General features: G+C 61.1%; 22 protein-coding genes. 10 read left to right on the top strand and 12 right to left on the bottom strand.

Annotation, left to right across the window (positions count from 1 at the left end):
• The first annotated feature begins 22 nt into the window (after positions 1 to 22).
• Both SB756_RS07265 and SB756_RS07260 read left to right on the top strand, forming a co-directional pair.
• The gene (locus tag SB756_RS07265) at positions 23 to 1,810 is read left to right on the top strand and encodes a thiamine pyrophosphate-requiring protein (protein WP_341795826.1); all 1,788 of its coding nucleotides are present in this window, start codon (positions 23 to 25) and stop codon (positions 1,808 to 1,810) included.
• 181 nt (positions 1,811 to 1,991) lie between these two features.
• Positions 1,992 to 2,159 carry a hypothetical protein gene (locus SB756_RS07260; protein ID WP_410910528.1) on the top strand — a complete coding sequence of 56 codons (168 nt, stop codon included), beginning with the start codon at positions 1,992 to 1,994 and terminating at the stop codon, positions 2,157 to 2,159.
• Positions 2,160 to 2,284: 125 nt separating this feature from the next.
• On the opposite strand, the gene SB756_RS07255 is transcribed toward SB756_RS07260, so the two are convergent.
• From SB756_RS07255 to SB756_RS07245, 3 genes are read right to left on the bottom strand one after another with little or no spacing between them, the layout of a single operon-like run.
• Entirely contained in the window at positions 2,285 to 3,091 is an 807-nt protein-coding gene (locus SB756_RS07255; protein WP_341795827.1) for a DUF3618 domain-containing protein, read from the bottom strand.
• Positions 3,088 to 3,516 (bottom strand): phage holin family protein, encoded by a 429-nt coding sequence (locus SB756_RS07250; protein WP_197897593.1) that lies wholly within the window; start codon positions 3,514 to 3,516, stop codon positions 3,088 to 3,090. Before SB756_RS07250 ends, SB756_RS07255 begins: the two co-directional genes overlap by 4 nt.
• On the bottom strand, positions 3,516 to 4,112 hold the full coding sequence (locus tag SB756_RS07245) for a hypothetical protein (protein ID WP_410910527.1): 597 nt from the start codon (positions 4,110 to 4,112) through the stop codon (positions 3,516 to 3,518). Before SB756_RS07245 ends, SB756_RS07250 begins: the two co-directional genes overlap by 1 nt.
• Before the next feature lie 306 nt (positions 4,113 to 4,418).
• On the opposite strand from SB756_RS07245, the gene SB756_RS07240 reads away from it, so the two are divergent.
• The 5 genes from SB756_RS07240 (at position 4,419) to SB756_RS07220 (ending at position 10,182) form a co-directional block, all read left to right on the top strand.
• A complete protein-coding gene (locus tag SB756_RS07240) occupies positions 4,419 to 4,949 on the top strand; it encodes a (2Fe-2S)-binding protein (RefSeq protein WP_049273873.1) in 531 nt (176 codons plus the stop codon).
• Complete coding sequence (locus SB756_RS07235) at positions 4,946 to 5,947, top strand: FAD binding domain-containing protein (RefSeq protein ID WP_410910526.1); 1,002 nt, start codon at positions 4,946 to 4,948, stop codon at positions 5,945 to 5,947. The genes SB756_RS07240 and SB756_RS07235 overlap by 4 nt, the downstream gene beginning before the upstream one ends.
• Positions 5,944 to 8,142 carry a xanthine dehydrogenase family protein molybdopterin-binding subunit gene (locus tag SB756_RS07230; RefSeq protein ID WP_410910525.1) on the top strand — a complete coding sequence of 733 codons (2,199 nt, stop codon included), beginning with the start codon at positions 5,944 to 5,946 and terminating at the stop codon, positions 8,140 to 8,142. Before SB756_RS07235 ends, SB756_RS07230 begins: the two co-directional genes overlap by 4 nt.
• A 158-nt stretch (positions 8,143 to 8,300) precedes the next feature.
• Positions 8,301 to 9,503, top strand: coding sequence for a zinc-dependent alcohol dehydrogenase (locus SB756_RS07225; RefSeq protein WP_341795832.1), 1,203 nt, complete (start codon positions 8,301 to 8,303; stop codon positions 9,501 to 9,503).
• 139 nt (positions 9,504 to 9,642) lie between these two features.
• Entirely contained in the window at positions 9,643 to 10,182 is a 540-nt protein-coding gene (locus SB756_RS07220; RefSeq protein WP_341795833.1) for a type 1 glutamine amidotransferase domain-containing protein, read from the top strand.
• A gap of 56 nt (positions 10,183 to 10,238) precedes the next feature.
• On the opposite strand, the gene SB756_RS07215 is transcribed toward SB756_RS07220, so the two are convergent.
• Positions 10,239 to 10,763 (bottom strand): hypothetical protein, encoded by a 525-nt coding sequence (locus SB756_RS07215; RefSeq protein ID WP_341795834.1) that lies wholly within the window; start codon positions 10,761 to 10,763, stop codon positions 10,239 to 10,241.
• A gap of 196 nt (positions 10,764 to 10,959) precedes the next feature.
• On the opposite strand from SB756_RS07215, the gene SB756_RS07210 reads away from it, so the two are divergent.
• Together SB756_RS07210 and SB756_RS07205 are read left to right on the top strand one after the other, a co-directional pair.
• Positions 10,960 to 11,817 (top strand): SDR family oxidoreductase, encoded by an 858-nt coding sequence (locus tag SB756_RS07210; protein ID WP_410910524.1) that lies wholly within the window; start codon positions 10,960 to 10,962, stop codon positions 11,815 to 11,817.
• Positions 11,818 to 11,956: 139 nt separating this feature from the next.
• Entirely contained in the window at positions 11,957 to 12,421 is a 465-nt protein-coding gene (locus SB756_RS07205; protein WP_341795836.1) for a hemerythrin domain-containing protein, read from the top strand.
• Between the two features lie 68 nt (positions 12,422 to 12,489).
• Here the strand turns inward: SB756_RS07205 and SB756_RS07200 are convergent, their stop codons facing one another.
• The gene (locus SB756_RS07200; protein ID WP_016500096.1) at positions 12,490 to 12,762 is read right to left on the bottom strand and encodes a PepSY domain-containing protein; all 273 of its coding nucleotides are present in this window, start codon (positions 12,760 to 12,762) and stop codon (positions 12,490 to 12,492) included.
• Between the two features lie 186 nt (positions 12,763 to 12,948).
• Here SB756_RS07200 and SB756_RS07195 point away from each other — a divergent pair, with 186 nt between their 5' ends.
• Positions 12,949 to 13,185 carry a hypothetical protein gene (locus SB756_RS07195; protein ID WP_341795838.1) on the top strand — a complete coding sequence of 79 codons (237 nt, stop codon included), beginning with the start codon at positions 12,949 to 12,951 and terminating at the stop codon, positions 13,183 to 13,185.
• A 37-nt stretch (positions 13,186 to 13,222) separates the two neighbouring features.
• Here the strand turns inward: SB756_RS07195 and SB756_RS07190 are convergent, their stop codons facing one another.
• The 7 genes from SB756_RS07190 to SB756_RS07160 all read right to left on the bottom strand — a co-directional run bounded on the left by SB756_RS07190 (position 13,223) and on the right by SB756_RS07160 (position 20,144).
• Positions 13,223 to 14,566: a cation:proton antiporter gene (locus tag SB756_RS07190; RefSeq protein ID WP_341795839.1), complete on the bottom strand. Its 1,344-nt coding sequence runs from the start codon at positions 14,564 to 14,566 to the stop codon at positions 13,223 to 13,225.
• Between the two features lie 150 nt (positions 14,567 to 14,716).
• A complete protein-coding gene (locus SB756_RS07185; RefSeq protein ID WP_410910523.1) occupies positions 14,717 to 16,663 on the bottom strand; it encodes a response regulator in 1,947 nt (648 codons plus the stop codon).
• Complete coding sequence (locus SB756_RS07180) at positions 16,653 to 17,525, bottom strand: sensor histidine kinase (RefSeq protein WP_341795841.1); 873 nt, start codon at positions 17,523 to 17,525, stop codon at positions 16,653 to 16,655. The genes SB756_RS07185 and SB756_RS07180 overlap by 11 nt, the downstream gene beginning before the upstream one ends.
• Complete coding sequence (locus SB756_RS07175) at positions 17,518 to 18,534, bottom strand: ATP-binding protein (RefSeq protein WP_410910522.1); 1,017 nt, start codon at positions 18,532 to 18,534, stop codon at positions 17,518 to 17,520. Before SB756_RS07175 ends, SB756_RS07180 begins: the two co-directional genes overlap by 8 nt.
• Entirely contained in the window at positions 18,525 to 18,929 is a 405-nt protein-coding gene (locus SB756_RS07170; protein ID WP_197897583.1) for an anti-sigma regulatory factor, read from the bottom strand. The genes SB756_RS07175 and SB756_RS07170 overlap by 10 nt, the downstream gene beginning before the upstream one ends.
• The gene (locus tag SB756_RS07165) at positions 18,926 to 19,288 is read right to left on the bottom strand and encodes an STAS domain-containing protein (protein ID WP_043196515.1); all 363 of its coding nucleotides are present in this window, start codon (positions 19,286 to 19,288) and stop codon (positions 18,926 to 18,928) included. The genes SB756_RS07170 and SB756_RS07165 overlap by 4 nt, the downstream gene beginning before the upstream one ends.
• A gap of 4 nt (positions 19,289 to 19,292) precedes the next feature.
• On the bottom strand, positions 19,293 to 20,144 hold the full coding sequence (locus SB756_RS07160) for an STAS domain-containing protein (protein WP_410910521.1): 852 nt from the start codon (positions 20,142 to 20,144) through the stop codon (positions 19,293 to 19,295).
• Positions 20,145 to 20,292: the final 148 nt, after the last annotated feature.

Raw genomic sequence — 20,292 nt, 5'->3', positions numbered from 1 at the left:
GATGACAGAACGGGAGCAGGCAATGACCGGCACGGTAGGCGACTTTCTGGTGGAACGTTTGTATCAATGGGGAGTACGGCGCATCTTCGGTTACCCCGGCGACGGCATCAATGGGGTGTTCGGCGCGCTGAGCCGGGCCAAGGGCAAGATTGAATTCATCCAGGCCCGCCATGAGGAAATGGCCGCCTTCATGGCCAGCGCACATGCCAAGTTCACCGGCGAACTCGGTGTTTGCATGGCCACCTCCGGCCCAGGCGCCTCGCACCTGCTCACCGGCCTGTACGACGCACGCATGGACCACCAGCCGGTGCTGGCCATTGTCGGTCAACAGGCCCGTGCGGCACTGGGCGGGCACTACCAGCAGGAGCTGGACCTGCTGTCGATGTTCAAGGACGTGGCCGGTGCGTTCGTCCAGCAGGCATCGACACCGGAGCAGGTGCGCCACCTGCTCGACCGTGCGGTGCGCACGGCCGTCGGCGAGCGCCGCGTTACCGCCATCATCCTGCCCAATGATCTGCAGGACCTGCCCTACAACGAACCGCCGAGGGCTCACGGTACGGTGCATTCCGGCATCGGCTACAGCAAGCCCAGGGTGTTGCCGTTCGACGAAGACCTGCAGCGCGCCGCCGATGTACTCAACGCCGGGCACAAGGTGGCGATACTGGTAGGTGCCGGCGCACTGCAGGCAACAGAGCAGGTGATTGCAATTGCCGAAATACTCGGCGCCGGGGTGGCCAAAGCGCTGCTGGGCAAGGCTGTGTTGCCGGACGACCTCCCGTGGGTCACCGGGTCGATCGGCCTGCTTGGCACCGAACCCAGTTATCAGCTGATGACCGAGTGCGACACCTTGCTGATGATTGGCTCCGGCTTTCCCTATTCCGAGTTTCTGCCCAAGGAAGGCCAGGCGCGCGGCGTGCAGATAGACCTGCAACCCGACATGCTCAGCCTGCGCTACCCGATGGAGGTCAACCTGGTCGGCGACGCCAGCGAAACACTGCGCACATTGTTGCCGTTGCTTGAGCACAAGACCGACCGGCGCTGGCGCGACAAGGTGGAGACCTGGCGTGCGCAGTGGGACAAGACCGTGGCCAAGCGCGCGCTGGCCAAGGCTGACCCGATTAACCCGCAACGCGTGGTCCATGAGCTGTCCCCTCGCCTGCCCGACCACGCCATCATCACCAGCGATTCCGGCTCCTGTGCCAACTGGTTTGCCCGCGACCTGCAGATTCGCCAGGGTATGCAGTGTTCGCTGTCCGGCGGCCTGGCTTGCATGGGCGCAGCCGTGCCCTATGCCATTGCAGCCAAATTCGCCCACCCGCAACGGGCAGTGGTTGCTTTGGTGGGCGATGGCGCGATGCAGATGAACAACCTCGCCGAACTGATCACCGTGGCCAAGTACTGGCAGCAGTGGGACAACCCACAATGGATCTGTGCCGTGTTCAACAATGAAGACCTCAACCAGGTGACTTGGGAGCAACGGGTGATGGAGGGCGACCCCAAGTTCGAAGCTTCGCAGTCGATCCCTGACGTGCCCTACCATTTGTTCGCCATTTCCATTGGCCTGCAAGGTATCTACGTAGATCGCGAAGAGGACGTTGCCGCTGCGTGGGAGCGCGCGCTGGCTGCTGATCGGCCAGTACTGATCGAGTTCAAGACCGACCCGAACGTGCCGCCCCTGCCACCCCACATCAAGCTGGAGCAGGCGAAGAAGTTCGCCACTACCTTGCTCAAGGGCGACCCAGACCAGGCGGGCATCATCGTGCAGACAGCCAAGCAGGTGCTCAGCTCGGTGCTGCCTGGCAAGAAGTGATAGCCACCTCTGCTGTTCGCCTGCAACGGGCTCCTGCCCGATCTGCCCCTGGTCATTGAGCGAAGCGTGAAGGAGCTACGCGTTGCCTTCCCGCAGGCAAAAGTGATTCACAAGCAGGAAGGCGCAGGTATGGGGGGGCACAGCCATATCCGAATCTTCGGTAGGTAACCTCTTTGAGCCAATGACCAGAGTGAGCAAGCTGGACACTGACCTGAGAAGCTTAGGTCTTGACCTTTTCATTGTTCGGGAAATAGCCAGGGCCCATGACGGCGATGTGGCAGTGAGTTCCACGAACGAAACGGGTACATCATTCTGTGTGAGTTTCACCCGTACCGGTACCGTGAGGTGACAGCGCTGGCGGCGCCCGAGCTCAATTGCTGCCAGCGGCAACCCGGTCCTGCACCTGCTTGGCGGTGAGGGCCATCCTCCTAAGGGACGGCCCCCCATGGAGCTGCCTGTGAACATCCATCAGGCTCAAGGCGTGAAGCCAAGCCCGTCAGAAAGGTCAGTGCCTTCCGGTTTGCCCCCTGCTCGCGCCGATGCGTTGCCACCCGCCTGATCCATCGATTCTTCGACCGACGTCTTCAACTCGCTACCTTTGGCCTTGAGCGCGTCGGTCAACCGGTCACTACTGGCGCCCATCAGTTCATCTTCCTTGCGGGTACTGGGCAACGCCGCCCCCAATGCCGCGCCCAGCGCTATCCCCAAGGCGGCCAATACCATCGGTTGCTCGTGGAGCATCTGATCGAACTGCCCTTTCAGCGCCGTGGTCTGGTCTGCGACCTTGTGCGCTGAGTGACGCAGGTTATCTGCAGAAGCACCCATCGAGTCCCGCGCACTGCTGCCAAGTTCACCTGCCCGGTCACGCACGTCATGGGCTTTCATGCGCACCGCCTGGCTGGCATCGTGCACCGCCTCCCCTGCATGGGCAAAGGCATCCTTCACCGTGTCCACTGCGTCTGCGATCTTCTCACCCAACCCAGGCCCCTGATGCGCGGGCCCGGGGTTGAAGGGGCGGTTCTGGTTCAAGCCCAGCCAGGCCAGGCCCAGTACGGTGAGGGTAGCGGGTACGGGGTTGTTCTTGAGCGTGGTGCCAAGGTTCTGGAAGAACTCACCGCCATTGCCCTTTGCATAGGCCAATAGCCGATCGACCATCTGGCCAGGGCTCAGGCGCTGTTCGAGGGCATCCACCAGATCGCTGATGTGCTCGCGCCTGGCGTTGATTTCCTGCTCGAGCAGGTCCGGGTCTTTGTGCGCGTCATGTTCGAAGGAAGTGGTCATGGCAGTTTCCTCTTCAACGTATCCTTGTCCTGTTGCATGGCATGCAAGGTGCGATCAGGTGCCAGATGCGCGGGCTCGAACTGCTTCTTGCCCGACTGCAGCATGATGAAACCGATCACCACGGTAATTGCGCCGACGATCAACGCAGCCAACCAGGGCTCGACCACCATTGCCAGGGCATAGACTGCCGCCAGCAACAGGATGATGAAACCCGCCAGAATCACCACAGCCCCCGCTGCAACGGCCGCCGTCCCGGCTTTCAGGGTAGCCAGGTTGTGCTGAAGCTCGGCCTTTGCCAACGCCAGTTCCTTGGTGAACAGCTCCGGTACTTCCCGCATCAGCTGACGCAGCAGGCCACCGACACCGACCGCGTCTTCGTCCGCCGAGCGTAATCCCGGGGTGGTTTGCAAGGGGTCCTTGTTCATCATTCACCTCCTTTGAGTGGATCACGCTCGAACGGGCTACCACTGACCGGCGTACCGGCGCCTGGCCCGATCGGGTCGATGGGGGTGTAAGGTTTGCGGGTGGATACGTCGCTACCGCGATCCGGCGTCACAGGCTGCGCAGGCCGGGGGTGGCGCCATTCGTCCGATGACGCGGCGGTAGCCTGACCATGAGTGGCGCTGGCCCGCATGAACCGCGACACGGCAAAGCCAAGTGCGACGCTACCTGCCAAAAACAGCGCCGGGTTGCTCCGTGCCAACTGGGCACCGCGCTGCAGCAGGCTCTCGGCGTTTTCATGACGCAGCTGCGCGGCCAAGTCGCCCACGCACCCAGCTGCCTGGCTCAGGTACTGCGATAACCCGAAGGTGTCGTTTTCTTGCAGTGCTTGCGCGGCTGAGCGTGCGCCTTGCTCCAGCGAATCAAGCTGATCGGCTGCGGTATCGCGGTAGTGCTCGAATTGCTCGCTGCCTTTCTGCCTGGCTTCACCTAGCAGCGCACCGGCCTCTTCGGTGATGGCCTGCGCGTGATCCTGAGTGCTGCCAGGTGAAGACGTCGAGCCTTGATCGGTCTTGTCCATCGTTACGCCCTCGTAACTGAGTAATGAGCGAATGCCCTCATTACTGGGCATTCATTCGGAGGACGCAGGCGGGACGGCGGTAGTTCAGCGTGTGTGATCTATGACGCTTACCTGGCGATCAAAATGAAACGGCACGATCAACCCCAGCCACTGAACCCGGGGCCGAGGCTTGGGCCGCAATGGTAATCAGCGCGAGAGAGGGTGCTGCCCTGCAGCCTGGCAAGTCGGCTGAACGTTTTTCCGGCCCGGCCGGTCGCACGACAGAGACACAGCCAACTGTGCGAACCCTGACCGTGAGGACCTTCCATGAGCGCAACCGCCCCCGTGGGTGCCGAAGAGCACCGCATTGGCCTGACCATCAATGGTCAGCCCCGATCACTGCTGGTCCTTCCCTGGACAACATTGCTCGACCTGCTGCGTGAGCAGTTGGACCTGATAGGCACCAAGAAAGGCTGCGACCACGGCCAGTGTGGGGCCTGCACGGTATTGCGTGATGGCAAGCGCATCAATGCATGCCTCACCCTCGCCGTCATGTGCGAAGGCGCCCACCTGGTGACTATCGAAGGGCTGGCTAGCGGCGGCGAACTGCACCCCCTGCAACGCGCCTTCATCCGCCATGATGCCTTCCAGTGCGGCTACTGCACCCCGGGCCAGATCTGCTCCGCAGTGGGCCTGGCAAACGAAGGCCATGCCAACACCCCACAGGCCATTCGCGAACAGATGAGCGGCAACCTGTGCCGCTGCGGTGCCTACAGCAACATCGTCGCTGCAGTGGAGGAAGCCCTGCCGTCAATGAACGACCGGCCCCAAGCCACACAGGGAGGGACGAACCCATGACGCCTTTCAGCTACCACAAGCCTGCATCGGTCAGCGAGGCAATCAGCCTGGCAGACCCCAGCTCGCGCTTCATTGCCGGTGGTACCAACCTCGTCGACCTGATGAAGGAAAACGTGGTTCGGCCCGAACGGCTGATCGACATCTCAGGCATTGGGCTGAACGGTATCCACGCCACCGCCAACGCTGGCGTGCTGATCGGCGCATTGGTAAGCAACGCCGACCTGGCCTGGCATCCGATGATCCAGCAGCTCTATCCACTGCTGTCAGAAGCCATCCTGGCAGGGGCATCCCCGCAGTTGAGAAACATGGCAAGCACCGGTGGCAACCTGCTGCAACGTACCCGGTGCTACTACTTCTATGACACCGGCACCCCCTGCAACAAACGTGAACCCGGCAGCGGATGCCCCGCGCGTGATGGCCTGAACCGTATCCATGCCATTCTTGGCGCCAGCGCTGCCTGCGTCGCGACCCACCCCTCGGACATGTGCGTGGCATTGGCAGCGCTCGAAGCCGTGGTGCATGTACAAGGGCCGTCCGGTGAACGCCAGATACCCTTCGCAGATTTCCATCGCCTGTCCGAGGACACCCCCGAGCGCGACAATCAACTGGCAGTCGATGAACTGGTGACAGGCATCGAGCTGCCGCCCCCGCTATTTGAGCACCACTACCGATACCTGAAAATTCGGGACCGGGCATCCTATGCGTTCGCGCTGGTGTCGGTTGCCGCTGCCCTGCGTTTCGATGGCGAGGTGATACAGCAGGCTCGCCTGGCCCTGGGCGGTGTTGCCCACAAGCCCTGGCGAGTTCCGGATGTGGAGCGCATGCTGATCGGCCAGGTGCCTTGCGAAGCGCTTTTCACCCAGGCCGCGCAAATGCTGCTGCAAGGTGCACAGCCCCTGAGCCACAACGGTTTCAAGGTAACGCTCGCGCAGCGGGCTAGCGTGCGGGCATTGAACGAGGCGGCACAGGGCGCTGCAGGCAGGGGGGCACGACCATGAACAGAACCACACCGTTGGTCGGCACGCCCTTGGACCGCGTGGACGGCGTGGCCAAGGTCACCGGGCAGGCACGCTATGCGGGTGAGTACACCGAGGCCGGGCTGCTTCATGGCAGTGTCGTGTCCAGTACCATCGCCCGAGGCCGGGTACTCAAGATCGACAGTGCCCTGGCAACCCGCGTGCCCGGGGTGATCGCCGTGCTCGACCATCGCCACCGGCCGCACATTTCCGGTTACGACGACGACTACAGTGACGCCGACTCGGCCGAGGGGTCGCCGTTTCGGCCGCTGTTCAACGACCGCGTGCTTTACAGCGGGCAACCGTTGGCCCTGGTGGTGGCTGACACCTTGCAACTGGCGCGGTATGCAGGGTCGCTGATCAATATCGAGTATGAAGAAGAGGCCCACCAGACAGACCTGGGTGCCAGCCCGCAATCGCATGAAGCACCGGCCGAGACACCGGCACCGCGTGGCGACTTTGTCGCGCAATTCCCCGGTGCACCGCTGCAGGTAGATGCCACTTACCTGACCGCTAATGAGCATCACAACCCGATGGAGCCACATGCGTCGACCGTGCTCTACAAAATGGACGGCACCCTGGAAATCCACGACAAGACCCAGGGTACGCAAAACTGCCAGGACTATCTGCACAAGGTGTTCGGCCTGCCAAAGGCCGACATCAGGGTGCGTGCGGCATTTGTCGGTGGTGCCTTCGGCTCGGGCTTGCGCCCGCAGTACCAGCTGCCGTTGGCAGTGATGGCGGCATTGCACCTGCAACGCTCGGTGCGCGTCACGCTGACGCGCCAGCAGATGTTCACCTTCGGCTACCGGCCCCGCACCGAACAGCGGCTGCGCCTGGGCGCAGACGCGCACGGCCGGCTGCTGGCAATTGCCCACGATGCACTTGGCCAGACATCCCGCTTCGAGGACTTCACCGAGCATCTGGTGGAATGGAGCGGCATGCTCTACCAGTGTGACAACGTTGCGCTCAGCTATCGCTTGGCCCCACTGGATGTGTACACCCCGCTGGACATGCGCGCACCCGGCGCTGCCTCCGGGATGATAGCGCTGGAATGCGCCATGGATGAACTCGCCTGCGCAGCGCAGATCGACCCGCTCGACTTGCGCCGGCGCAACTTCGCCGCCAACAATGCCAACGAGGGCAAGCCCTATTCCAGCAAGGAGTTGCTGGCGTGTTACCAGCAAGGCGCCGACCGTTTCGGCTGGGTAAACCGCAACCCGCAGCCTCGCAGCATGCGCAATGGCCATCAGTTGGTGGGTTGGGGCATGGCTGGCGGCGTCTGGGAAGCGATGCAGATGAAAGCCAGCGCCAAGGCCCGCATCGATGCACAGGGCCAGCTGACTGTCAGCAGCGCCACCACCGACATTGGAACCGGCACCTACACCGTCATGACTCAGATCGCCGCCGACGCTGCCGGGGTCAGGGTGCAGGATATCACCTTCGTGCTGGGCGACTCCTCGCTGCCCACTGCGCCACTTCAGGGCGGATCGTTCACCGTGTCGTCAGTGGGTTCGGCCGTGCGTCAAGCCTGCCTTGTGCTACGCAGCAAAGTGCTGGAACACGCGCGCAACACATACCCAGAGCTCGCCAATACACCCACGGAGCAGATCGTTTTCGCTGATGGCTACCTGTACGCCGGCAGCCTTCGCCTGGCCTTGGGAGACATCGTCGCCAGCGCCGCGGATGCTGGTTTCGAAGTGCAGATCGATGCCGAGCCAGGCGCCAGGCGCCAACTGTTCTCCACCGCCACTCATTCGGCGGTGTTCGTGGAAGTCCACGTTGACGAGGACCTCGGCACCATCAAGGTGACCCGGGTGGTCAGCGCCGTGGCGGCAGGACGGGTGGTCAACCCAAAGACTGCAACCAGCCAGATCCTGGGAGGCGTGGTGTGGGGTGTGGGCATGGCCCTTCACGAAGAGGCGTTAACCGACCATCGGCTGGGCCGCATCGTCAACCACGACCTGGCGGAATACCACATCCCGGTCAACGCAGACATTGGGGATATCGAGGTGATCTTCGTTGAAGAGAACGATGACATCGTTAATGAACTGGGCTCCAAGGGCGTGGGTGAAATCGGCGTTGTCGGGGTGGCTGCCGCGGTGGCCAACGCTGTCTACCATGCTACGGGCAAGCGTGTAAGGGCGTTACCGATCACACTCGACAAAGTGCTGTGATCCGGCGGGGGCTCGGAACCAGGCGTCCTGGTGGCCAGTATCGAACTCAACCCCCTCAGCTTTCATACCGTCGGACTTGTTGGTGTGAACTTTGATGCCCCACATGGCTTCCCTTGCATACCCGCCCAGAAACCTTACGGCTGCAGGAGCTGACGTCCATGAGAGCGTTGACCTACCACGGAGCAAACGACGTCAGGGTCGATAACGTCCCTGATCCCATTATCAAGGAAGCAGACGACATCATCCTCAGGGTCACCGCCACGGCGATCTGCGGTTCTGACCTACATCTGTATCGAGGAAAGATTCCAGAAACCGAGGCCGGGGATATCTTCGGCCATGAGTTCATGGGAATCGTCGAGGACACCGGAAGTGCAGTTACAAATCTGCAGATTGGCGATCGGGTAGTAATTCCCTTTGTCATCGCCTGCGGCAGTTGTTTCTTCTGTCAGCACGATCTGTTTGCCGCCTGCGAAACCACCAACACCGGGCGCGGCTCAATCGTCAACAAGAAGGGCATTCCTCCGGGCGCGGCACTGTTTGGATACAGTCATTTATATGGCGGCATCCCTGGCGGTCAAGCTGACTACGTCCGGGTACCCAAAGGTAACGTCGGCCCTTTCAAGGTCCCCACCGACCTGGCCGATGACAAGGTCCTTTTCCTGTCCGATATTCTGCCGACCGCGTGGCAGGCGGTCATCAATGCCGAGATTGGCCAGGGTTCATCGGTTGCCATCTACGGCGCCGGGCCAGTGGGGTTGCTGAGTGCCGCCTGTGCACGAATGCTCGGTGCCCAGACCATCTTCATGGTCGATGACAACGATTACCGCCTGGCGTATGCCCAGAAAGCTTACGGTGTTGTCCCCATCAACTTTGAGCAGGACGACGATCCCGCTGACAGCATCATCCGTCACACGTCAGGCATGCGTGGCGTTGATGCGGTAATCGATGCGGTTGGCTTTGAAGCCAAAGGCAGCACTGCCGAAACAGTAATGACGGCACTGAAGATCGAAGGTAGCAGCGGCAAGGCGCTGCGCCAGAGCATTGCTGCAGTGCGTCGCGGCGGCGTTGTCAGCGTCCCAGGTGTTTACGCCGGCTTCATCCATGCCTTCATGTTCGGCGACGCCTTCGACAAAGGTCTGACTTTCAAGATGGGCCAGACCCATGTCCAGAAATACCTACCGGAGCTGCTGGAGCACATCCAGGCAGGACGCCTGCAACCGGAACTGATCGTCACCCACCGCCTGGCACTCGAAGAAGCGGCCATGGGCTACAAGATGTTCGATCAGAAGCAGGACGACTGCCGCAAGGTCATCCTCGTACCAGGCGCTGCGGCGGGCACCCTGGGCCCTGACCACATATGAAGGGGACATGGCCTCGAAGTTTTTTCATCACCCGCTCGCAACGCATGCACCGCTGATGTGAGCCGCTGAGCACCGCGCTGGAACTTTACCTCGCCGTGCCGGCCCCTATCTGAGGTCTATAGGTAAAAGGAGCTAAACGATGAGTGCACAACTGAACGGCAAACGCGTGGCGTTTCTGGTCACTGATGGCTTCGAGCAGGTGGAACTGACCGGCCCGCGCGAGGCACTGGAAAACAACGGTGCGGTGGTTGATATTCTGGGCGAAAAAGAAGGTACGGTCATGGGCTGGAACCATGACAAGCCCGCCGACGCCTTCACCGTAGATGCGACGTTCGAGGGCGCCGACCTCGACCTCTACGACGCCTTGGTGCTGCCTGGCGGCGTGCAGAACTCCGACACCATCCGCATCATTTCTGCCGCGCAGAATCTGGTAAAAAGCCATGACGCGGCTGGCAAGCCGCTGGCCGTCATCTGCCACGGTGCCTGGTTGCTGGTGTCCAGTGGCTTGGCCAAAGGCAAGCGCATGACCAGCTACAAGACACTGCAGGACGACATCCGCAACGCGGGTGGCACGTGGGTAGATGAACAGGTGGTGGTGGACGGCAACCTGATCACCAGCCGCCAGCCAGATGATATCCCCGCCTTCAATGAGCAATTGATCAAGGCACTGGCAAGCTGAGTGTGCTTCTTTCCAGCGCCCCCTGGTCGCATTTGACGCCGACCAGAAGGCGCTGGTCATGCCAGCTGGATATAAACCGAATAGCTGCCCAGCAAAATCCAGAAGCACAGGAAGATCCAGGGCGTGCGCAGGGAAAACAGCAGTGATTTGCGGTGCCCCGCCTGAGAGGTTTCTGCCTCGCAGAACAACGGCGACTCGTCATAGGCCAGGCCCATCATCGGCTCGCTGCGCAGCAAGTGGCTCTGTTTCATCTGCCAGTGCTCGATGATCCGGAAGGCGGCACGGATGCCTGGCCAGGCATTCAACGTACTTAGCACGCCAAGCAGTGCGAGAAAAGCCGGCACCATCAAGGTGAACATTTCGCCCCAGCTCTGGTTCAGGTTGCTCATCGATGATACGAACGCGATCACCAGGAACGACTGGGCAGCGAGATAAGCGTCAGTGCGGTTGGCCAGAATGGTGGTTTCATACTGGATTTCGCGCCGATAGAAATCCAGCCGCTCTTTCGGCGTACCGAACAGCTTCGCATTCCTTTGGTCGATTTCGTGTTCCGGCGTGGTGGGCGTGATGATTCGAGGCACGTGGATACTCCTGGATATCGTATGCCTCGCCCATTACAGCGCAAGACCCGTCAGGGATAGAGTACTCTGCTGACCGAAAATTCATTGGGAATGCGCTTGCCAACCGCTCGTCGCGTAGACCGATGACCCACCTAAACGCTGGCTTCGCGCACGCTTCGAACGGTAATGACCGTTCCCAACTGCAGGAGCATCTTCCATGATCGACTACCCTACCCCTCCATTCCCGTCCCAACCACAAAGCGTGCCGGGCTCACAACGCAAAATGGAACCGTATCCGGATTGTGGTGAGCAAACCTACACCGGCCACAACCGCCTGGAAGGCAAAATCGCCTTGATCACCGGCGCCGACAGCGGGATCGGGCGTGCAGTAGCGATTGCCTACGCTCGCGAAGGTGCTGACGTTGCCATTGCCTATCTGAATGAGCACGAAGATGCGCAGGAGACGGCGCGCTGGGTCGAAGCCGCTGGCCGCCAATGCCTGCTGCTGCCAGGCGACCTTGCGCAGAAACAGCACTGCTACGACATCGTCGACAAGACCGTGGCGCAGTTCGGTCGTATCGATATTCTGGTCAACAACGCCGCGTTCCAGATGGCTCATGAGGGCTTGGACGAGATTGACGATGATGATTGGGTGAAGACCTTCGATACCAACATCACCGCCATTTTCCGCATCTGCCAGCGGGCGTTGCCCTCGATGCCAAGAGGCGGTTCGATCATCAACACCAGCTCGGTCAACTCTGACGATCCGTCACCCAGCCTGCTGGCGTATGCCGCCACCAAAGGCGCCATTGCCAACTTCACCGCAGGCCTTGCCCAACTGTTGGGCAAGAAAGGCATTCGGGTCAACAGCGTAGCACCCGGCCCGATCTGGACGCCGCTGATTCCTGCCACCATGCCCGATGAAGCCGTCAGAAACTTCGGTTCGAGCTACCCGATGGGGCGGCCTGGGCAACCGGTGGAAGTAGCCCCGATCTACGTCTTGTTGGGCTCTGATGAAGCGAGTTACATCTCGGGCTCACGGTACGGAGTAACCGGCGGGAAACCCATCCTCTGATGACAATACCGAGGCCAGCTGTGGCTGGCCTCGAAACAGATCGGCCCTACGCCAATCATCATCCTTGTTGAACCCTGCCGCTGTCGGCCACTCAACTCCTGGGAAGCCAGTATTTATCCGCCCGTGACGAGGTACCTCCATGAATGCCATCGATCTGCTGATTCAAGATCATAAAGTGGTCAAGAAACTGCTGGAAGAACTCTCATCGACCACTGAACGTGCTGTAAAAAAACGCGCTGACTTGCTGCACCGCATTGAGCAGGAACTGCAAGTCCACACCGCGTTGGAAGAGGACATTCTCTATCCAGCGATCAAGCAAGCCGGTGGTAAAGAGGAGGCCAAGATGTATTACGAGGCCAAAGAAGAACACCGGACAGTTGACGCACTGGTACTCCCTGACCTGCTTCAAACCCAGACCGGCACGCTCGAATTCGCAGGTCGAGTGAAGGTGATGAAAGAGCTGCTTGAGCATCACATCGAGGAAGAGGAAGGCGAGCTCTTCCCCACCGCGAAGAAGCTGCTCGGTAAAGATCAATTAGAGGCGCTGGGGCGCGCCATGGAGACCCAGAAAAAAGTGCTCAAGAGCGAGCGGCCCGCCGCTTGAATCAAACACGCCTAGCCGGATCAGCGATCTGGCTAGGCGAGCGCGGGCAACCCTTCACCACCAGGCGATCAGTTATCCAGTTCATCCTTGATGATCTTGCCGTCGTGCGGATCAACCTGGAATTCGTACTGCTTGCCGTCAGCCTTCATGCCTTCACCTTCCCAGTGGCCGTCGTCGGCTTCGATCTTGGTAATTTGCGTGTAGCCGGCGCCTTTCAACGTGGCTTCAGCCTGATCCTTGCTGACCTTCCAGTCAGCACCGGGCGTATCAGCCCACGCGCAAGAAGCACCCATGGCACCTACCAATGCCAAGCCAGTGAACAGTCGAGTCATCGCTTTCATCGCCAACTTCCTTTTGCTGTGAATGTGAACATGCGACCCGGCCGACACGATGCAGGTTCAGTCGGAGCGCTATTCCCAGGCAGTTCTGTTCCAGCGCTAGTCGATAATTACGGGGCCACTGAACCTTACTGTCAGTACAACACTCTGTTCTTGTCAGGTACCGCTTGAATCCAGGGAGCGACTTTCATGACTGATCCGATCATGCAACTGGACGCAGAGCTCGAATGGCTCGGCGAGATCGCCGATGAGCTCGAACGCCAGGTGGCGCCCTGCCCCCTTACCCGGGTATTGCTGGTCGCCTGGTTGACGGAGTGGGTACCCACCGCTCAAGGGCGGACAGCGATGAAGCGGGAACTGCCTCACCTCCCACAAGCATTGAAGTCGGCATATGCAGTGTGGATTAACGCCGGTGGCGCTCGCTGATATTACTGCCAGCGCCGACCCGGCACTGTCCATGTCCTCATGACGCCCGCTTCTTCCATGCTTCGTATCGGGCAAGCAGCGGCTGAACGCTCAACCCGTGCAGCAGGATGCTCAACGCCACCACTGACAACACCAGGTTGGTGCTCAGTACCGCATAGCCTGGGAGCAGCCCATGGTTAAGGGCATGGAAAAGGTAGTAGAAACTGCCGATACCGCGGATGCCAAACCATCCAAGCAGCCCACGTTGCCGAATATCCACCAGCCCCCGAATGGGGAACAGGGCAATGCTGAAGGGACGAATCAGCAGGAACAACGCACCGGCGACCAGTAACGCTCGCCAGTCCCAATGCTCTATAAGCACCACCCCGAGCAAGGTCACGAGGAACACCTCCATTGCTCGCTCGATCAGGCTTCCGAAGGCCAGCATGTCCCCCAGCATGATCCCCGCTGCAACCTGAGAATCGTCCAGCCCTTTCACATCACCTGTCACGGCCAACTCCGGCGCTACATGCTGATGGCCTACCACCGGCTGCACAAGGTGTTCGGCGGCCGGCTGTTGTGGGCTGCTGGACGTGTGAACCTCCGCCTGGCGCAAGCCCAGCCCCGCAGCAAACACCGCGAGAAACCCATAGGCCTGAATCGATTCGGCGAGCACATAGGCCAGCGCGATCAATGCCAAGGCCAGGTAATCATTGGGCGATACGGTACTGTCGTCGTTGCGCAGCCGCAGGAACAGCGTAAGTTTGCCCAGCCCACGCCCCATCCAGTAGCCAAGAAGCAAACCAGCAGTTACTGCCCATAGCATGTCCTTCATCAACCAGTCAGCGAGCCAGGCCTGCCCGGTGTTCTGTTGCAGGAACAACCCAAGGATGACAAAGGGAAAGGCCACTCCATCGTTCAGGCCCGCCTCCCCGGACAAGCTGAAACGCACAGGATCTTCGTCCTGGGCATCGGCCACCTGCACCAGTGTCGCAAGCACTGGGTCTGTGGGTGCGAGGATCGCCCCGATCAGCACCGAAACACCCCATTCCAGGTGCAGGCCGTAGTGCAACACCAGCGTTACGCCACCGATGCACATCATCATCACAGGCCCTGCCAGGTAAAACGCGGCCAACCATCGGCGGTCATGCAAGGGCAGGCGCAGCTTCAAACCGCTGAAGAACAGCGAAAAAAGCACCGCGACCTCGGTCAGGTGCTCCATCCATTCACTGGACTTGCTGACATCCAGATGAAGAAAGCCCAGCCCGGACGATCCGAGCCCGACGCCCAGGGCAAGGCACACCACAGAGGATGTCACCGGCATCCAGCGTAGATAGGAGGATGAAAGCGCGAGTAGCAGCAAGACCATGCCCAGCATGGCGAACCAGACGATGAAGGTCATCTGCGCAGGTAGCCTGGTAGAGTTGTCGATCAGCTTTTGACTTTCCGTTACGACGCGTCGTTCCACTGCGATAACCCGACTCGGGCTGGCCGGTATTCGCGGCTTGAGCCCACACAGTCGAAGCAACGCCGAAACAATCAGCCATGCCCTTCATGTCGCCTGATCAAGTGCCCGGCGTACCTTGGCGAGCAGTTCGCTGATCTGGAACGGCTTGATCAGCATGTCCATTCCACTGCCCAGAAACGCCTGGCGGTCCAGGGCCGTCTCCGCATAGCCGGTCATGAACAGCACCGGTAACCTTGGGCGATAGGCCCGCGCCATATCGGCAAGCTCGCGCCCACTGATCCCAGGCAGGCCGACATCGGTGAGCAGCAACTGAATGCCGGCCTCTTCACGCAGATGGTCAAGTGCCTGCTCGATGGTTTCGGCCAAGGTGCACCGGTACCCGGCATCGGCCAGCACTTCTGCCACTGACAGGCGTACCGAGGCCATGTCCTCCACCACCAGCACATGTTCACCGGCCCCTTGCTGATCGGCTTGCGGTATGCGCTGCTCGCAGGATTCCTGCTGGTTGCTGGCGGGCAGCATGAGGATGACTTCAGTGCCCCGCCCCGGCACGCTGTGGATCGCCACGTGTCCGCCCGACTGGCGAGCAAAACCGTAGATGGTCGACAGCCCAAGCCCGGTACCCTGCCCTAACGGCTTGGTGGTGAAAAACGGGTCGAATACCTTTTCCAGCAGCTCTGGCGCGATGCCACAGCCATCATCGCGTACCGTCACCGCAACATAAGGGCCGTCCTGCAGGTTGGGGTCGCCGAGTGAGAAGCTCGCCGCCGTATTCACCCAGATATGCCCGCCCTTGGCCAAGGCATCGCGGGCATTGATCACCAGGTTGAGCACCGCGCTTTCCAGCTGGATCGGGTCTACCAGTGCGATCGTCGGCTCACGGGACAGCTCCAGTTTCAGCACGATTCTCTCACCGATGGTGCGGTTGATCAGTTCTTCCAGCGAGCGTACCCGCTCGTTGATATCCACCGGCCGCGTGTCCAGAGGCTGCTGCCGTGCGAAGGCGAGCAGCCGATGGGTCAGCGAGGCAGCGCTCATGGCAGAGCTCAGGGCCGCGTCGGCGTATGCAGGGACCTTTTCGATACGGCTCTCTGCCACCCGTTTGCGAATCAGCTCCAGGCTGGTGATGATGCCGGTCAACAGGTTGTTGAAGTCATGGGCGATGCCACCAGTAAGACTGCCCAGGGCATCCATCTTCTGCAGTTGCAGCAGCTGCGCCTCGGTCTGTTCGCGCTGGGCCGTTTCCCGGGCCAACTGGGTGTTGGCGTCCTCAAGGCGCGCCAGGTGCGAGCGCTCGCGGTGGCGATGCTCGGTGACGTCTTCGACGAACACCAGGCACAACCCAGGCGCCCGGTAGGGCGATAGCTGCCATTCGGTATCCCTGGGCATGCCGCCCACGTGCATGGCCAACGTGCCACGCCAGCGCTGCCCCGCAAGCAGGTGCTGACGCAACTCGGCGATGACGGTTTGCTGGTCTTCGGCAAAGCATTCCTGCAGCGCCTCGGGGTTGTGATTGTCCTGGGTCAGCTGCTCGAAGGCATGGTTGCATTCATGCACCTTCAGCCTGTCGTCAATTACGGCGATCGGGGCTGACACATTGGTGAAGATTTCCCGAAAACTGGCCTCGCTGTCCCGCAAGGCCCGCTCGGTGTCGCGCACCCGCAGCAAGGTACGCAGCGTGGCCACCAGCACATCGGCATCCACGGGGTGAACCAGGTAGGCATCGGCGCCTGCGTCTAGCCCGGTAATGATGTCACCCGTCTGGATCGACGCCGCCGACACGTGGATCACCGGCAGCAAGGCGGTCTCGGGCTTGGCACGCAGCAGGCGGACGATATCGAAGCCGCTCATGTCCGGCAGGTTGACGTCCAGGATCAGGGCATCGAAATGCTCGCTACCGATCAGCGCCAGCCCCGCGCCACCGGTGCCTGCCTCCGTCACGGTGTATCCATGCAATGCCAGCCGGCGACGCAGCGCATAGCGTGTGGCGACATTGTCGTCAACGATCAGCAGGCGGATGTCAGCGTTCATCAGCGCTCTCCTGGGCCAGCGCCATAGGCAGGATGACAAAGAACGATGATCCGCTGCCGGGCGTACTTTCAACTCCCACCTCGCCGCCCAGCAGCGCCGCAAAACGCTTGCACAGCGACAGCCCCAGCCCCGTGCCACGCAAGCGTTTCTGTAGCGGCGAGTCAATCTGGGCGAAATCTTCGAACAAACCACCGAGCAGCTCGGGGGCAATCCCGATACCCGTATCGCTCACGGCAAAACGCACCTGGTCGCTACCCACCAGCTGCGCCGACACACGCACCTCGCCACAGGTGGTGAATTTCAGGGCGTTGGAAATGAAGTTGCGCAGGATCTGCGCCAGCTTCTTGTCATCGGTATACATCTTCGGCAGGCCTTGCGGCTCTTCGAAGATCAGGTCCACCGCGCCGGTGTCGACGATCGGGCGGAACATGCCGCGCAAAGCCGCAAACAGGTCGAGCATATCGAACCAGGCAGGCGAAATGGTAATGCGGCCAGCTTCGATCTTGGCAAGGTCAAGCAGGTCGTCGACCATGTCGCCCAGCTCTCGCGTTGCCGTGCTGATGAACGCCACCTGCAACTGCTGCTCCTTGCTCAACGGCCCGTCCACCTCGTCGGCGAGCAGGCTGGTGATGCTCAGGATCGAACCCAGCGGCGTGCGGAACTCGTGGCTCATGTAGGAAAGGAAGCGGCTTTTCAGGTCCGAAGCCTGGCGCAGTTGCTCAGCCTGGGTGTCCAGCTCGGCATACAGCGCCAGCACTCCCTGGTTGGTGTCCTCCAGTTCGGCGCGCAGCGCCTGGTTTTCCGCCTGCAACCGGGCGATGAGGTCGGCCTGCTCGACACTGTTGCTGGATGATTCAGCCATGCACGGTCTCCAGGTCGATGACCAACACCGTCACATCGTCCCGCCCACGGCAGAAATCGCGATGCAACACGGCAGCGATGACCGCCGGGTGGCGGTGCACGAGGCCGGGGTAGGTTTGCAGGCTCCAACGCGACTGCAGGCCGTCACTGAACATGATCAACAGATTTCCTTTCACGTGAGCGTAGTCGAACACCTGGCCCTTGCGGTATTGCCCACCGACGATGCCGGGGTGCGAGGCCAGGCCGCGCGGCCGTTCGCGGCCGACCAAGGTTGCGCCGATATTGCCGATGCCGATGAACGACAGGTGGTCAACAGCACCATCGTACCGGGCGATGGCAACCGCACCGCCGCGGGTGCCGGCCATGGCATGGTGCAGTTCGCCAAGCAACTGCTCCGGCGCGCTGAAGGGCGCCAGGGTAAAGGCCTGCACACCCGCCTTGGCCGCACGCTCGGCCTCCTCGCCATGGCCAAGCCCATCGATCAGTACTGCGCTGATACGTTGTTCGGCCAGCGTCACATGCCAGCTATCACCGCAGGCCGGGTCATCGTGCAGCGAATGCTGGGTCACGCCAATGCGTATGTCCCTGCCCGTATGGCCCTGCCGGTAGAGGCGCGCCAGTACCACCGCGCCCTTCGCGTCCGCATGCACATCGAATACCTGCGCCAGGCGGCTGACCGCCCCCAGCCCGATGCCTTGGGTGCCGCCGGTGGAGTAGCCATCGGCCAGGCAGTTGGCCAGGTCGAACCCTTGTGCACGGTCCACCGCCACCAGTTCCATACCCGGGTGGGCGTGATGCGCAAGAACGCGAAGATGCAATTCACCACGCTCGGCGTGCTTGAGCACATTGCTGGCAAGCTCGGTGGCGACAATGGCCGCCCGGCCGGCGTCGGCGGCAGTGAAACCAAGCTGCTCGGCCAGCCTCTGGGCAACACGCCGGGCATGGCCGACCTGGCTGGGGTCATCAAGGCGCAGCACCTGGGTCAAACTCGCTGCCAGGTTCAGGCCCATCGTGTGATCGTTACCCGGGTACCTTGCCCGGGGGTGGTGTCCAGTTCGAATTCGTCTACCAGTCGGCGCGCGCCGGTCAACCCCAGGCCCAGCCCGCCGCCGGACGTCCAGCCATCGGTAAGCGCCAGTTTGACGTCGGCGATACCCGGCCCCTCGTCACGAAATACCAAGCGCAGGCCTACCCGCCCGGCTTCCTCGATGACTTCCCAGTCCATGTCACCGCCGCCACCGTATACCACGGTGTTACGTGCCAGCTCACTGACAGCCGTGACCAGTTTGGTGAGGTCGACCAACCGCATGCCGCAGTCGGTGGCAATCTTGCGGGTCAGCTGACGGGCCAGTACCACGTCCTGCTCCAGGCGTACCGGCTGGCTGCCGCTTTGGCGGATGCTCATGAGTGGCCTACCCGCTGGCGCAACAGGTGCATGCCGCGATCGACATTCAGTGCTGTGCTTACGCCGGGCAGGGTCAGGCCAAGCTCCACGAGGGTGATGGCCACCGCGGGTTGCATACCGACCAAAACCGTTTCGGCATCCATGATCCGGGAAAGGCCGGAGATACTGGCAATCATGCGGCCGATGAACGAATCGACCATATCCAGCGCGGAAATATCGATCAGCACGCCGCGGGCCGAGGTGTGGTCGATGCGGTCGGTAAGGTCGTCCTGCAGGCGCAGCGCCAGTTGGTCATGCATGTCGACCTGAATGGTTACCAGCAGGAATTCACCCATTTGCAGAATGGGAATACGCTCCATCGCCTCACACCTTCTCGCCAGTGCTGGTACCCAGACGCGAAAGCGCCAGCTTCAAGGCGTCCGCAAGGTTGGACTTGGTGGTCAACGTGCCCAGATCAAGGCCCAGGTGCACGATGGTCTGGGCAATCTGCGGGCGAACACCGCTGATGATGCAATCGGCGCCCATCAGGCGGATAGCTGTCACGGTCTTGAGCAGGTGCTGGGCGACCAGGGTATCGACAGTCGGCACACCGGTGATATCGATGATGGCAATTTCGGAGCCGGTATCGACGATGCGCTGCAGCAGCGATTCCATCACTGTCTGGCTGCGTTGCGAGTCGAGTGTGCCGATCAACGGCAGGGCCAGTACGCCCTCCCAGAGTTTGACCACCGGGGTGGACAGCTCAAGCAGTTCTTCCTGCTGGCGCTTGATGACGGCTTCGCGGTTTTTCTGATAAGTACGGATGGTGTGCAAGCCGAATGCATCGAGCAGTTGGGATATTTCCCACAGCTGTTCGGCCAACAGCGCGGGCTGGTCGCGGTAGTGGGCCTGCAGCAGTGTGAATAGCGGGCCTTTGAGGGCGAAGATGAAATTGGCTGTCTGGTGCGATTCCTGCCCAACCTGCGCACGGCTGGCAGACAGTTTTTCGAGGAAATGGCGCGTTTCTTCCCATTCTTCTACGCCAATCTGCGTACCTGCCTCCTTGCGCAGCGCGTCGATCACCAGTTGCAGGAAGTCTCGGGTTTCCTGGCGCAAGTCATGCTCACGGATATTGCGGGTCGCGCCGCTGGCTTCCAGGGCGCTGAGCCATTGCGCCAACAACTGCGGCTGATTACCGACGATTGCTTCGAACGAGCTGTTCTGCAGTGCTGCCATGTACGGTTTGCTCCTGAAAAAAGGCCTGGCCGGCTCATCGATTTTTTTGCCAGCTTCGACAATGACCCCTACCGATGAAAATAGTTGTGGCTCTTAGCGATAATTGATTGCGCCATCTTTTGTGTCGTTAACTCTAGGCCAAGTTCAT

It is taken from the genome of Pseudomonas sp. SIMBA_068, from assembly GCF_046534705.1.
GTDB lineage: Bacteria > Pseudomonadota > Gammaproteobacteria > Pseudomonadales > Pseudomonadaceae > Aquipseudomonas > Aquipseudomonas putida.
The sequence above is the reverse complement of the archived record's forward strand: the minus strand, read 5'-3'. Positions and strand labels throughout refer to the sequence as shown.